This window comes from Myxococcaceae bacterium, assembly GCA_016000045.1.
Taxonomy (GTDB): Bacteria; Myxococcota; UBA727; order UBA727; family JABDBI01; genus AER2-1.
In genome coordinates, this window is the sequence record JAECQY010000002.1 from 16,515 (window position 1) to 30,485 (window position 13,971).

Sequence of the window (13,971 nt, forward strand, 5' to 3'; positions counted from 1 at the left end):
AATACCTATTGTAGGTTCAATTTATGTTAAGAAGCGAATTAATCGAGCGTTTGGCCTATGAGGCAAAAGATCTGTCCGACTTGGATGTTGAGATCGTTGTTCGTACGGTGTTGGAGGCAATGAGCGATCAACTGGCTTGTCATGGGCGCATTGAAATTCGCGGCTTTGGGGCTTTTTCTTCTAAGAAGCGTAACCCTCGAAATGCACACAATCCGAAAACAGGCGTGAAAGTCTCAGTTCCTGAAAAATGGATTCCGTTTTTCATCCCTGGAAAAGAACTTCGTGAACGAGTGAATCGTGCAAACTAAGATAGCCCTGGCCTCAACCAGCCCAAGACGACGAGAACTTTTGGAAGCTGTCGGTTTCGAGTTGGTTCTTCTGAACCCCAATGTCGATGAGACAGCGATTCCTGGAGAGAGTGCTCAAGACCTTGTTTCACGTCTTGGACGTGAAAAAGCCCTAGCGGTGGTCGATCAAACTCATCTGCCGATCGTTGCTGCCGATACGGTAGTCGAAGTGGAAGGAATGATTCTAGGGAAACCTCAGGATATCAACCACGCTCGCGAAATGCTTGAACTTCTTTCTGGAAAAGAACACCGTGTGCTCACCGGATTCGGCATTTTTTATCGAGGAAAACTACAGACCGATACCATTGTTACGCGCATTCAATTCCGATCTTTGTCGGCGCAAGAAATTGAGAACTACCTGACAACGCGGGAATGGGAAGGAAAATCCGGAGCTTGCACGCTTCAAGGACGAAGCGGGCCTTTTGTGGACAAAATCCAGGGTAGTTTGACCAATGTCCTCGGTTTACCTTTGAAAGAAGTGCTCGATTGTCTCGATCGGTTGGTGACCCCTACGGGATTCGAACCCGTATTTACAACGTGAGAGGCTGCTGTCCTAACCCTTAGACGAAGGGGCCACGCTGACCTTCGTACCCGAAGACAAAGACTTGATCAAGGGTTTTTCTCCAAGCAAACCAAGTTCCAGGTCTCGATTCAGCCATCGGTAAGTAAACCAAGCTTCGGTCACTTTCTTCACGTAATTTCGAGTTTCCTGATAGGGAATTTGCTCAATAAAGAAATCGACGGGCACTTCGTTCGGCATTTTTTTTAACCAACGTTTTACGGAATCAGCTCCTGCATTGTAGGCTGCAATGACTAAAATCGGGTGCTGCAGGTCATCAAACAAGGCCCTCAAGTGCTCCGCGGCGGTGTCAATATTAACCAAAGGGTTTAATAGTTCGATCGAAGATTTTCGAGCCGTTTGGGGCATCAATTGGCATAAGCCTACTGCCCCTGCCCAAGAAACGATTTGAGCATCAAATTGACTCTCTTCACGACTTAGACCTCGTATGAGTTCAGACGGCAAAGCATTTCGCAGAGATGCTGATTGATAGAGTTCCGGAAAAGCATCCGGAAAAGCCAGTTCATAAAAAAACGATTTTTTGTTTGTGGGAAATCGAGGAAAAGCCAGTCCGGCTCTCCTCATCAACTGGTGCGCTTTTTCAGGCTTTTTCAAATCGAGATATTCTTTCGCTAAAACAATTCGATCCGCCTCCGACGGATTTTCTTTGACCAAACGATCCAAAACCCAGACGGCTTCTGAATCCTGTTTCTTGCGCTTCAGGCAGCGAAAGATTTGATACGTCGGATTTTCCGTGAGAGTTTTTGACTTTGGAATCGCACTTTTTAAAGGCTTTGAAACAGAAAGCTCCTTCAAATGCTGCGCGGCCAAATATCCGTATAGGTTTGTCGGAAAATCGTGAGCAAGATTTTGAAGCACTTGCCTGCCCTTCTCTGGCTCGCCCAGAGCCGCCTTTTCACCCTGATAGGAGTTTAAGTCCGGATAAAGCAGCAATCGCCCGAACCAATACCGAGCCTGTGGAGTACTCTGTTTTTCTAAAAGCTTGAGTCCTTCGGCTCGATCCCCCCATTGAATGGCATTAAAAGCACGTTCAAATTGCGCTTGAACGCTCATATCGCCTTGAGGAAAACGTTCGATAATTTCTGAAAGCGCTTTTTGAGCCGAAGCGGTTTGGTTCAGATCCATGAAAACGTGTGCTTTCCAAAGCATGACATCGTCTGTCAAAACATCCGTCGGATACTTGGACAAAAAATTTTCTAAAACAATCAAGCTCTCTTCACTTGAATGCATCGCGGCTAGGCGAGCTTTCAAATAGTGTGCTTTCTTAAGAGTCTCTCCTGTGCAGATCGAAAGGGCCTTTTTAAGCTGCTCCCGAGCTTCCGAATAACGACGCATTCTTCTAAAGGACAGGCTCTTCAAATAACTGACCTCACAATTTAGATCGGCATTTTCGACAGGCTGAAGTGTTTCAAGAACTTCTGCATTCTGATTAAACTGAGACTGAATTCGAGCTCTTTGGATTCGTTCTTCGGTCGAAAGCCCCAGAACACCTATTTGCCTCGCCGCGCGAGTTTCAGGTAATTCGACTAAAACGCGTTTGGGGTTCTGTTCTACGAGCAAAGACGCCAATTTTTCTCGCCGCTCTCGATCCTGAGAAGAGGATGAAATATTTTTTACGAGCTCTGTCTGGTTTTTCACAGGAAGATTCAAGACTTCCTGGTCCCAAAAGTGAGCAGGAATTGAACAAACCCCGAATACCAATCCAGCTCCCACTTGAAATTTATTGACTAAACGGTTTTTAATCGCATTCATGAAAAGAATCCTACCGATACTGACCATTACTTTACCACTGGCTTTTTTATTGGGCTTCTTTGGAGACAAGCCCGCCGTCAAACCAGCTACCAAAAACGACCTTTGGGTTGAGATGAACGCAGAACAAGCCAAGACTCAAATCCTGGCTATTCCGTCTTTAGCACCGCTTGTAAACCGGGTTAAACCAGCGGTTTTAGTCATTACTACGGAATCCATAGCCCGATCAGAACAGCAAATTCCACCTGGGTTTGAAGACTTATTTCGATTTTTTGGTCCAGGACCTAACATGCGAATGCCGGAACAACGAAGCACAGGCTTAGGCAGCGGGTTTATCATTCATCCCTCTGGTCTTGCCCTCACCAACAATCACGTCATAGAGGCAGCGAGCAAAATTAAAATCAAAGTGGGAGGGGAACTCAAGGAATACGATGCAGAAGTCATTGGTGCAGACCCAGATACCGATGTGGCTCTGATTCAAATCAAAAGCGATCGAAAAGATTGGCCTGTGATCCCGTTGGGCAGCTCAAACAGCATGCACGTGGGTGATTTTGCGATGGCGATTGGCAACCCTCTTGGACTTGAACATTCAATTTCTTTTGGCCCAATTTCCGCACGAGGTCGCCGAGACATTCAGCCGTCCGGAAAACGCGGCTTGTTTGATTTCATGCAACTAAGCGTTCCGATCAATCCAGGAAACTCAGGAGGCGCCTTGCTTAACATGTCCGGTGAGGTGATTGGAATTAACACCGCGATCAGTGCTTCAGGTCAAGGTATCGCATTTGCGATTCCGATCGATCAAGTCAAACACATGTTGCCTCAGCTCAAAAAAACAGGGAAAGTCTCCCGTTCGGGCATGGGAGTTCGCATTGAGAACATATCCTCCGATCTGGCCAAAGAACTCGGTTTACCTTTTGCGCAAGGGGCCCTTGTTCGAGAAGTTCTCCCGAATGGCCCCGCTGCGAAAGCGGGCATCCAACCCGGAGATGTCATCACGGAGTTTGATGGAAAAGCGATCGAAGATGCCAGCTCTCTTTCTGTAGAAGCCGGACTCGCAGGCGTTGGAAGAAGCGCTCCGATCACTCTTTTTCGAGACGGAAAATCAATCACGTTGAAAATTACCTTGGAAGCACTCAATCAAGAAATCCCCCTCAAAAAAGCCGATCTCAAAAGCCTCGAAGAGCTGGGACTGAGCGTAGCAAGTTACAAAGACTCCTCGGTTCAAGGAGCCAAGGTTCTGGAGATAAACCCTCGCAGCATCGCGGCCATGGTAGGTCTTGAAAAAGAGGATGTGATTATCAAAGTCAACAACCAAGCCATCAAAAACGCCGAAGCACTCGCAAATATTGTTAAAAAAGCGCCTGAACGCGCTATTTTGCGAATGTTTGTCCGCCGAGGACAAAGCACATTGTTTGTGGTACTTCAGAAACCATGACCCTGCACCTGATCCTCATGCGCCATGCTAAGAGCGCTCTTGCTTCGGAGCATTTCACCGATCATGAGCGCCCTCTGGCGCCTGAGGGCCGAGAAGCGATTCAAGCGATCGCTTCTCATCTCAGCCAGCTCGGAAAAATTCCGGATTATATCTATTCCAGCGATTCTCTGCGCACACGGCAAACCACCGAAATTTTGGTACCCGCTCTCGGTTTTGCTCCAAAAATCGTTTACACTTCAAGCCTGTATCAAGCTTCTGCAGGGGAAGTGATCGATTTTCTTCGACTCGAAGCCAAATCCAATTGCGTGCAATTGGTTGGCCATAATCCAGCGATGGAATCGCTTTTGGAGCTTCTTTCGCATCAATATCGACCGATGGATCCTGGTAGCGTAGCGATTCTTCAACATGATACGAATGATTGGGAACAAGCTTTAAGGAAAGCAGGAACATGGACTCTAGCCGGCTTTATATCCGCGACTTAAAAATTGCGTGCATCATTGGTTGCAACCCAGATGAACGCATACGAACTCAGACGCTTGTTTTGAATCTCGTTTTAGAACTTGGTTCGATGAAGGCTCGGCAAACCGATTCTTTAGAAGATACCATCGATTACTCGGTACTGAGCGAAATACTAACTCACCAAGCAAAGCAGAGCTCTTATTTCACTCTTGAGTGTTTAGCGCAAAATCTCTTACAGACTTGCCAAAATTTCGATTCGAACATTCGAAGCATTGAAATGGATCTCGAAAAACCCCAATGTCTGCCGAATGCTCGCTCGGCAGGAGTTCGAATCCATTTCACTAAACGACCATAATCTCAGCTTCTTTATGGCTTAAAATTTTATCGATCTCGGCGATAGATTGATCGGTAATCTCTTGGGTCGTCTTCAAGCCTTTTTTCTCATCATCTTCAGATAAGTCTCCTCTTTTGACGGCATCTTTAAAAAGATCATTGGCATCGCGACGCGCATTTCGAACCCCAATTTTAGCGTCTTCGGCTCTTTGGCGAGCTTGTTTCACAAACTCCTTCCTTCTTTCTTCCGTCAAAGTAGGAATTGGAACCCTCACCTGCTCACTATCGGTGACTGGAACAAGACCTAAATTGGCTTCTTGAATCGCTTTCTCGATTGGCTTTAACATTCCCTTGTCCCAAGGTCTTACGACAAGCGTACGGGAGTCCGATGCACTGATTGAAGCCACTTGAGCAATCGGGCTCAAAGATCCATAATAGTCTATCCGAACACCCTCCAGCAAACTGACGTTGGCTCTACCGGTTCGAATAGTTGCCAACTGGCGCTTCAGTACTTCAATGGTTTTATCCATTTGATCTTTTGCTTCTAAGCAAATATCATCCAACATTTCTATTGCTCCTAAAAATTAGTTTCTTACCACTGTCCCTATTGTTTCGCCACTTAAAATCCGTTTAATATTTCCAGATTCAGTCATATTAAACACATAGATTGGCATAGCATTATCCATGCACAGCGAAATGGCGGTCGAGTCCATCACTTTAAGCCCCTTCGTCAGGGTTTCTTTGAAAGAGAGCTCTTGGTACTTTTTGGCTTTTGGATTTTTAAACGGATCATCATCGTAAACACCATCTACTTTGGTTGCCTTAAAAATAGCATCTGCATGAATTTCCATCGCACGCAATCCAGCCGCCGTATCGGTTGTAAAATACGGATTCCCCGTACCTCCGGCAAAAATAACGACTCGTTTCTTTTCGAGATGCCGGATGGCTTTTCGACGAATATAAGGTTCACAGAGCTCTGCCATCACAATGGCCGACTGAACGCGGGTGCTCACATCGATATTTTCAAGCGCATCTTGAAGCGCTAATGAATTCAAGATCGTGGCCAGCATACCCATGTAATCCGCGGTCGATCGGTCCATTCCCTGCGTGCTTGCCGCAAGTCCTCGGAAGATATTTCCTCCTCCAATCACCAATGCCACTTCAATGCCCATCTCCGTAACGTCTTTGATTTCTTGAGCGACTCCTTGGATGATTTTAGCGTCTATTCCAGAGCCCAACGATCCCTGCAACGCCTCTCCTGAAAGTTTAAGCAATATTCGTTTGAACATGAGACCTTATAGGGCCAGGTTGTGCGGAAATCAACTCAGTGCTAGAGCAAGGTCCGTGCTCCATTTTGAAATCCGCCGAGGCTCCTCGCTAAAGTCGTTGTCCAGCGCTCTCCATAATCTCAATCAGGACTTTCGTCCAGAATTTAGCCAAACTGTGGTTTCAGATGCTTTGGCTCTGAAAGCTCAAAAGCTTTTACAAGATGTTTCTTACCTCCTCTCGGACCAAGAACGAGAAGAAATCAATCGGTTTTTTAGGCTGTTGTGTGCATCTGGAGCCAAAGTCCTGTCTTGTTGCAGAATACCCATTGCAGGAGCAAGCCCCGAACTTTTAGCACTCTCGGTTGGGATTCCTGTTTATGAGCACCCCGAAGAAGAGGCCAGTTGCGATATTTTAGCCTTCGCGGTTCTAAAAACCTGCGTTGGGTATTTTGGACCCCGTGGCTCCAGCACCTTGAAGCGCTTTGCGCTTAGCGATGATAAGCGGGTTCAAGTGCTGCTTTGCGAGAATTCGGACATTTCCTCTCGCGCAAGCGATGATGGGCAGCCTCGGGTGGAGCCCCTCATCCAAATCGAAGCGCTTATTTCAGAACATTCCACGCTGCAGCCTCTTCTGGAGCGTTTGTCCCAAATTGGCATCAAACAATACTGGACTGCAACTGTTCACGAAAAGGCGAATTTTCCTCAAAGCCTTCTTTGCATGGTCGCCAAGGCCTCCGATAAGTTTACGATTCTCGAGGCTATTTTTATCGTCGGAAATACCTCCGAAGCCAGAGTCCACCTCATTGAGCAACACCAGCTTCAAAAACGAGTCTCCAGTGTCACGCTAGGGTCTCAGCAAAAACTGAAAATTTGCCGTATCACCGAAACTCTTTTTGGCGATCGAATTATACGAGTCGATCCTTTTCCAGAAGACCTTCGAAGCATCTGCCAAAGCACTCAACAAGCTCAAGAAATCGTTCGAGCAGATATTTTGGATGCCTGGCGAGAATCCAGAGCCTAGTTATTGATTCTTCGATTCGCTCGCCTGGATAACCTGAGCACAGACCAAATCCCCGCTGACGTTTAAAACGGTTCTACACATATCCAAAATCCGATCAACGCCCAAAATCAACCCAATGCCTTCCGCTGGAACTCCAACGGTTTGCAAAACAATCATCATCATCGGAATCGAACCGCCGGGAACTCCAGCCGTTCCCATGCCTGCAACCACGGACATAAACAAGACGACCAGTTGCTCATCTAAACCCAAATGGATGCCGTACAATTGAGCCAGAAATAGAACCGTTACCCCCTCAAACAAAGCCGTTCCATTTTGATTGGCAGCCGATCCAATGGTCAAGACAAAGGAGCTAATATTTCGATTCAGTTTCAGATTATTTTCAGCCACACGAATCGAAGTAGGCAACGTGGCGTTGGAAGAAGCTGTAGACAATGCCGTTAGCATGACTTCTTTAATTTGAGAGAAAAATTGCCAAGGTGACTTACGCGCAAGCAATTTCAGAATCAACCCGAAAACAATAAACTGCTGAAATGCAAGGGCTGCGATGACCACGGCGGTGTATTTCCCAAGGTTCGCAATCAGGCCAAGACCAAATTGAGCCGTCATCGTAAACATCAGTGCCGCAACACCCAAGGGAGCCAATGACATCGCAAAATCAACTATTTTCATGGAGACCGCGCGGACCGTTTCTAAGCAAGCAACCAAAGGGTCTCGTTTATTGTCCCCACGAACCAGTAACAGGGCTGCCCCAAAAATAAGCGTAAAAATCATCAAAGAGAGCATATCGCCCTCTAAGGCATTGGCCGCAGACGCGATTGGATTCTTCGGAATCAGAGAAACTAAGGCAGCGGTAAAAGTAGCGGGTTGCGAACTTCGAACCGGCTCGGATAGCGCGCCCAAATGCTTCGTCATTTCGGGGTCAAGCCCTTCACCCGGTTTAAAGATAGAGACAAAAGCAAGGCCCACTAAAACGGACGAAAAAGAGGCAAGTACAGTATAAATCAGTGTTTTTACACCGACGCGACCAAGCTGCTTAAAATCCTGAAGTTCAAAGATGCCCAAGATCAACGAAGAAAAAACCAACGGCACCACAATCATAAAGATAAGCCGCATGAATAGCTGCCCGAGCGGTTGTGAAATGTAGGCAATCGCAGCATTGAGCCAAGGACCTGGATATTGATGGCAAATCAATCCAAGAAAAATGCCTGAACACAGGCCCAAGATAATTTTGAGAGGTCGACTCATGAGGGTCCGAACTTGCCTGGATTGCCTGTTTTTATCAAGAGGTTCCTCAAGGAGTCCAATTTTGACGGATCGATGCTTTAACTGTTTAAAATCCGCTTTGCCCGGCGTTTTCGATGACTGGTAATCGCAAAGCGATGCGCTTCATCTCGGATCCGCTCCAACAAATAGCGCTCGGGCGTGTGGTGTTTTAAGAAAATCGGTTCTTTGACATTCGGCAAAAATACCCGTTCAGGATCCTTCGCGATCGAAGCGACAGGGATGTTTAAAGCCAGATCTTTCAATAAAGCAACCGCCACGCTTAATTGCCCTTTTCCACCGTCTACCAAGAGCAAATCTGGGAAATCGCCTTTTTTGAGACGCCGGCTCAGAACTTCTCGCATACTGGCGAAATCATCGGTTCCTTCAACCGTCTTAATGTTGTATTTTCGATACCGCGATTTTTCTGGCACTCCATCCACGAAACAGATTTGAGAAGCCACCGAATCCGTCCCCTGAAAAAGAGAAATATCAAAGCACTCAATCACCCGTGGAAGCTCTTGGAGTCGAATCATTTTCTGCAAGGCCATCAACGCTTTATGGTTCGTATCCTCCTGTTTCAGCCTTTCCGAAAGACCGTGTTTGGCATTCTCGTAAGCAATCTGCAAAAGATCTTTTTGTTTGCCCCGCTTGGGTTGTTTGATGAGAAATCCAAAGGGTTCCAATTCTTCGATATCCAGATCAATCGGTAAAATCAGTTCATTCGGCTTATCATCCGCCTGTATGTTATCGTAAAACTGGGTGATAAAGTCGGTCAAAACCTGTTCATCCGGAAACTCTTGATCCGAAAATGCATAATGCTCTGCCCCTAAAATTCGGCCTGCTCGAATGGGCATCCGAACCACTTCCAACAGATCTCCTTCGCGCGCAAAGGCAATCACATCTTCCGAATTTGTCTTAGCGAGACGATAAGCGGCTTGCTTTTCTGTGGACTCTTGAATGGCTTTAATGTGATCCCTAATCTGCGCAGCACGTTCAAAGTTTTCTTGCCCAGCAGCCTCAAGCATTCGAAGTTTCAGGCGTTCTTCAATTTCTCGGGTTTGCCCTTTTAGAAAAAGAACCACGTTTTCAATTTCAGATTCGTATTCCGGTACTTCCAAGACACAAGGTGCCAAACATCTTCCCATCTGATGTTGAATGCAAGGACGTGTTCGATTTCCAAGGACCCGATCCGAACAAGTGCGAAGTTGAAACTGCTTGTTCATTTGCAAGATCATTTCACGTAATTTGCTCGCAGAAGGATACGGCCCAAAATACCGCGCTTTATCGGCCCTGGCTTTTCGAATGATTTCAAGCCTCGGATATTGTTCGGCCAAAGTCCCCTTGGGCTTAGAACGAGCAAGTCGCAACGAAAGGAACCGTTTGTCATCTTTTAACAACACATTGTGGCGAGGCTTATGCTTGGCAATCAAAGTCTGTTCAAGCAAAAGCGCTTCGGTATTGTTTCGAACCAAAATAACTTCGATGGAATCTAAAATCCGATCCAGCCACGAGACAAATCGACGCGTATCCTGCCCAGAGAAGTAGCTTTTAATTCGTTTACGAAGGTTAATCGCTTTTCCAACGTAGAATATTTTCCCCTTTGCATCTTTCATCAAATAGACGCCCGGTGCTTGGGGATATGAATTAAAGTCAATGTTCATAGCGATCTCGAAGCCAGTCTCCTAAAAAATTAAACAATAAAACCGCTGAAGCAATACAGATGCCAGGTGCAATCACCAAATGCGGAGCAACCAACAAATAAGTCACTCCTTGTTCCAAAAGAGCTCCCCAAGAAGGAGTCCCAGGAGGAACTCCCAAACCCAGGAAACTTAAGCTTGCTTCCGCTAAAATGAGGGATGAAATCCCAAAGCTTGCTTGAACCCATAGAGGCCCCCAAATGTTAGGCAAGATATGGCCAAAAAGTATGCGTTTGTGTGTGGCCCCTAAAGCAGAGGCCGCTAAGATAAATTCTCGATTTTTAATCGTCAAAACTTGTGCTCGAGCAACCCGAGCGTAGCCCACCCAACCAGTTGCACACAAAGCAAAGATCAGATTCGCAATCCCAGGTTTTAGCAAAGCTGCAATGTAGAGTGCCAGCAAAATACCTGGAAAAGCCTGCAATACATCGATCAAGCGCATCATGACTGCATCGACCTTCCCACCCCAATAACCTGCCATCAATCCGTAAAATACCCCCAGCGACAAAGACAACATTGTGCCAGTCAACGCAACGAAGAGGGAAAGTCTGGCCCCGAAAATAAGCCATGTGAATACGGAAAAGCCGTTTTCCCCATACCCCGGTGCTAAATCCAAATCGAGATCAAGCGTTAAACCCGAATCCCCAATCAGTTCTGGCATCCCCAAGACTGCCAGCAGCAGCAAGGTGAATCCATAAAAAATTGTTTGATCGCTCCAAGATTTCATGGCTCTCTCTCTGCGACTCGAACTCTGGGATCGATTAAAGCATAAACCCAATCTGTCAGAAGATTAAGCAGAACATAAGAAAATGCGATTAAGAGAACAGTGCCCTGCACCATCGGAACATCGAGTTGTTGGATGGACTCTAAAAGCAAAAGCCCGATTCCAGGCCAGCCAAATATTTTTTCGACAACCACTGCCCCAGCCAAAAGAGAACCAAGCTCGAGTCCAACAATCGTTACGATCGGAATCAAGGCATTGCGGAGCGCATGCTTAAAATACACCGACCATTCGCTCAAACCCTTTGCTCGAGCGGTTCGAATATAGTCTTGATGGGAAACCTCTAGAATAGAGGCTCTGGTAAACCGCATTTGAACCGCTGCCATGGTTAAACCCAAACTAAAAGCGGGCAGCAGCAATGAAGCCATTCCATCGCTCGCACCACTGATCGGGAAGATCGGCCAATAGATTGAAAAAGCCAAGAGCAACAACGGAGCCAGGAAAAACTTTGGCAAACTAAGGCCCAGCAATGCCAAAAAGCGAATAGCATAATCGGGCCAACGTTCTTTACGCCAAGCAGCCAGAATGCCCAAAAAGGGCCCCATCGTCAGCGCTATCAACATGGACGCAAACGCTAAGATCAAGGTGTAGGGTAAACGCGCTCTGATTCGGTCGAACACCGGCTCGTGGGTGCGAAAACTTTTGAGTTCATTCGTTGCCACGCGCCGTACAAACAGAATGTACTGCTCTGGAATCGACAGAGGGTGGCCTTCCAGGCTCGTTAGCCCCAAATCGTACGAAAGTTTTTGCCGAGCGGACTCGCTGGCTTGTTCCCCTAAAATCGAATCCACAGGATTGCCTGGAATCACATGCAGCAACAGCGTCACCAAAAACGTCGCACCGAATAGAACCCAGCTAATGGACAACAGTTTTGACATAAGCCCTCGTCAGTGGAAGGAAGGAACCGGTTCGCAAAGGAGTAAAATTCTTGAGACGCTGACTCAAGACCACAATCTGATCTTCGAACCACAGAGGCACATAAGGCAAGGTTTGGATTAAACGACTTTCAATGTGAGCATAGAGTTCTGCTCTGCGATTCTTGTCAAAAGTTTGAGAAGCTTCCTCAATCCAAGAATCTACTTGAGCATCTCGGTAAGCTCCGCGATTGCCTCCACTTTTTCCCTCTGCAGGTATCTTGGATGAGTGAAATACCCAGTCGTACAAGTTGGGCTCCACAACCGGGGTCCAAATGGCACTGTAGAGATCAAAATTTCCCTGCTTGATATTTTGAAAGAGCGTTCCCCACTCCTGAATCCGGAGATCGAGCTCAATTCCAACTTCTTTTAACTGCTGCCGATAAATCAAAGCAATGCTTTGCCGAAACCGATCGGTCCCCACTAAGTAGCGCAAGCGAATCGGCAAATCATACCCAGATTCCTTGAGAATTTGCCGAGCGTGTTTTGGATCGTACTTGGGCACCACCAAACCTGGTGTCTTGGCCCAATGATCCTCCGGAATCAAACCTGTCGCTCGCTTCGCGTAGCTTTGAAACTTAACTTGGAGGATTTTATCGATATCCAATGCTTCCGCAATGGCTTGTCGAACCCGAATGTCCGCAAGCACGGGGTGGCGCAAGTTGATGGCTAAATAAGCATAGTCTAAACCTGGCGTTTTAATCACCTCAATTCGATTTGAATACGAAGCCAAAGCTGGCAACTGAAAAGGTTTGACATTGCCTAAAGCCAGATCTGCTTTGCCTTTGATGAGCTCCAGAAGGCGTGCGTTGGGGTCACGCACCACACGAAAATCTAAGCGCTGAATCGCAGGCTCTCCTTGCCACCAATCCGAAAAAGATTCCATTTTCCAGGTTTCGGTTGCAGAATTAGCTTCCAACAAACGATAGGGCCCGGAACCCGAACCGGTTATAGCAGACACAATTCCCAGACCGCACAAATCCACTAAGAACGGAGCATACGGTCTCTCCAGAACAAATTCGACCGTATCTGCGGAGAGTGGCAAAATATCCTTGATCGGAGCTTTGATCTCAGTTTGAGCCAGATTTCGAAATACAGAGACAATGTCTTCGGCTGTTAACGAACGATGATCGTGAAACTTTAAGCCCGGCTTCAGTTTGATACGATACCGAGTAGGGCTTAACTGCTTGACGGATTCTGCTAAATACGGGACCGGCTCAAGCTCGTCGTTCATTTCAAAGAGCGGCGCATAAAGAAGCTTGCTCATCTGCTGCGCCACTTGCGTATTTGCGTATCGAGGGTCAAGGCTTTCTGGAGCTGTCGCAACGATTATTTGAAGAGGCTTTTCATCTTGATCAGCTAAGCGAGAACAAGAAAGCAGGATATAAAAAGCCAGAATACAGGCAATCGAGCGCATAGGTCCTAAAAACAGGAATTCAGGGAAGGATTTGATGGCTCGCCCAGCAACTTAAACCGGATGCGATCACGATCAAAACCTTGCAAGCGATGAGTCCGAACAATGGAAGTTAAGTCAAACAAAGCACGATCCAATTTTTCATTGTTAATCACGTAGTCGTAGGATGTCAGGCCAACTCGAATCTCTTGCCGAGCAGCTTCTAGGCGTTTTTGGATCTTTTCATTGGATTCAGTCCCTCGCCCCCGGAGGCGCTTTTCAAGTTCATCGATCGAAGGAGGCAGAATAAAAATCAAAATCGAGTTGGGAAAACATTGCTTGATCTGCAAACCTCCCTGGACATCAATGTCAAAGATGACATCTACTTTTGCATCCAGCTTCGCCTGAGTCCATTCCGCAGAAGATCCATAGCGGTACCCGTACACGGAAGCCCACTCCATGAAAGCACGGCGCTGGATCATGGCATCGAACTCAGCATCTTGCACAAAATGATAATCCACCTTGTCGACTTCGTGCCCACGCATCGGTCGCGTGGTATGACTGACACTGATTTCCAAGTTAGACATACTGTCTATTAAAAGATGGGCTAAGGTAGTTTTGCCTGTACCGCTTGGGGCGCTCAGGACAACCGGAAATGCATTGCGTGCCATGTTCTGGCCCATATTAAGGGAGTATTTCTGAGGAAGCAATCCACTCTTGGATCACCTCAG

Annotated in this window: 15 protein-coding genes and 1 tRNA gene; 6 read left to right on the plus strand and 10 right to left on the minus strand. The window is 46.9% G+C overall.

Annotation, left to right across the window (positions count from 1 at the left end; all coding sequences use genetic code 11):
* Window positions 1–23 precede the first annotated feature (23 nt).
* The gene (locus I8H75_01295) at window positions 24–308 is read left to right on the plus strand and encodes an integration host factor subunit beta (GenBank protein ID MBH2005977.1); all 285 of its coding nucleotides are present in this window, start codon (window positions 24–26) and stop codon (window positions 306–308) included.
* Window positions 295–888, plus strand: a complete 594-nt coding sequence (maf, locus tag I8H75_01300) for a septum formation protein Maf (protein MBH2005978.1) — start codon at window positions 295–297, stop codon at window positions 886–888. The genes I8H75_01295 and maf overlap by 14 nt, the downstream gene beginning before the upstream one ends.
* On the opposite strand, the gene I8H75_01305 is transcribed toward maf, so the two are convergent.
* Window positions 848–922: transfer RNA gene (locus tag I8H75_01305), tRNA-Glu, on the minus strand. The two genes, maf and I8H75_01305, sit on opposite strands and share 41 nt — an antisense overlap.
* Window positions 901–2,679, minus strand: coding sequence for a lytic transglycosylase domain-containing protein (locus I8H75_01310; protein MBH2005979.1), 1,779 nt, complete (start codon window positions 2,677–2,679; stop codon window positions 901–903). The genes I8H75_01305 and I8H75_01310 overlap by 22 nt, the downstream gene beginning before the upstream one ends.
* Here I8H75_01310 and I8H75_01315 point away from each other — a divergent pair.
* Genes I8H75_01315 through I8H75_01325 form a run of 3 tightly spaced genes read left to right on the plus strand, consistent with a single transcriptional unit; the run spans window position 2,678 to window position 4,925 of the window.
* Window positions 2,678–4,111: a trypsin-like peptidase domain-containing protein gene (locus tag I8H75_01315; GenBank protein ID MBH2005980.1), complete on the plus strand. Its 1,434-nt coding sequence runs from the start codon at window positions 2,678–2,680 to the stop codon at window positions 4,109–4,111. The genes I8H75_01310 and I8H75_01315 overlap by 2 nt on opposite strands.
* Window positions 4,108–4,593 carry a histidine phosphatase family protein gene (locus I8H75_01320; protein MBH2005981.1) on the plus strand — a complete coding sequence of 162 codons (486 nt, stop codon included), beginning with the start codon at window positions 4,108–4,110 and terminating at the stop codon, window positions 4,591–4,593. The genes I8H75_01315 and I8H75_01320 overlap by 4 nt, the downstream gene beginning before the upstream one ends.
* Entirely contained in the window at window positions 4,560–4,925 is a 366-nt protein-coding gene (locus tag I8H75_01325; GenBank protein ID MBH2005982.1) for a dihydroneopterin aldolase, read from the plus strand. The genes I8H75_01320 and I8H75_01325 overlap by 34 nt, the downstream gene beginning before the upstream one ends.
* On the opposite strand, the gene frr is transcribed toward I8H75_01325, so the two are convergent.
* Together frr and I8H75_01335 are read right to left on the minus strand one after the other, a co-directional pair.
* Window positions 4,912–5,469, minus strand: a complete 558-nt coding sequence (gene frr, locus I8H75_01330; protein MBH2005983.1) for a ribosome recycling factor — start codon at window positions 5,467–5,469, stop codon at window positions 4,912–4,914. The genes I8H75_01325 and frr overlap by 14 nt on opposite strands.
* 18 nt (window positions 5,470–5,487) lie before the next feature.
* Window positions 5,488–6,192 (minus strand): UMP kinase, encoded by a 705-nt coding sequence (locus I8H75_01335; protein ID MBH2005984.1) that lies wholly within the window; start codon window positions 6,190–6,192, stop codon window positions 5,488–5,490.
* A 55-nt stretch (window positions 6,193–6,247) separates the two neighbouring features.
* Between I8H75_01335 and I8H75_01340 the strand changes: the two genes are divergently transcribed.
* Window positions 6,248–7,192 carry a DUF111 family protein gene (locus I8H75_01340; protein ID MBH2005985.1) on the plus strand — a complete coding sequence of 315 codons (945 nt, stop codon included), beginning with the start codon at window positions 6,248–6,250 and terminating at the stop codon, window positions 7,190–7,192.
* Here I8H75_01340 and I8H75_01345 read toward each other — a convergent pair whose 3' ends face one another.
* From I8H75_01345 to gmk, 6 genes are all read right to left on the minus strand, one after another.
* Window positions 7,193–8,437 carry a dicarboxylate/amino acid:cation symporter gene (locus tag I8H75_01345; protein MBH2005986.1) on the minus strand — a complete coding sequence of 415 codons (1,245 nt, stop codon included), beginning with the start codon at window positions 8,435–8,437 and terminating at the stop codon, window positions 7,193–7,195.
* Window positions 8,438–8,514: 77 nt separating this feature from the next.
* Window positions 8,515–10,116 carry an excinuclease ABC subunit UvrC gene (uvrC, locus tag I8H75_01350; protein ID MBH2005987.1) on the minus strand — a complete coding sequence of 534 codons (1,602 nt, stop codon included), beginning with the start codon at window positions 10,114–10,116 and terminating at the stop codon, window positions 8,515–8,517.
* Window positions 10,106–10,879, minus strand: a complete 774-nt coding sequence (locus tag I8H75_01355) for an ABC transporter permease (GenBank protein ID MBH2005988.1) — start codon at window positions 10,877–10,879, stop codon at window positions 10,106–10,108. Before I8H75_01355 ends, uvrC begins: the two co-directional genes overlap by 11 nt.
* Window positions 10,876–11,811: an ABC transporter permease gene (locus I8H75_01360; GenBank protein MBH2005989.1), complete on the minus strand. Its 936-nt coding sequence runs from the start codon at window positions 11,809–11,811 to the stop codon at window positions 10,876–10,878. Before I8H75_01360 ends, I8H75_01355 begins: the two co-directional genes overlap by 4 nt.
* Entirely contained in the window at window positions 11,789–13,264 is a 1,476-nt protein-coding gene (locus I8H75_01365; protein MBH2005990.1) for an ABC transporter substrate-binding protein, read from the minus strand. Before I8H75_01365 ends, I8H75_01360 begins: the two co-directional genes overlap by 23 nt.
* Before the next feature lie 5 nt (window positions 13,265–13,269).
* Window positions 13,270–13,923 carry a guanylate kinase gene (gene gmk / locus I8H75_01370; GenBank protein ID MBH2005991.1) on the minus strand — a complete coding sequence of 218 codons (654 nt, stop codon included), beginning with the start codon at window positions 13,921–13,923 and terminating at the stop codon, window positions 13,270–13,272.
* Window positions 13,924–13,971: the final 48 nt, after the last annotated feature.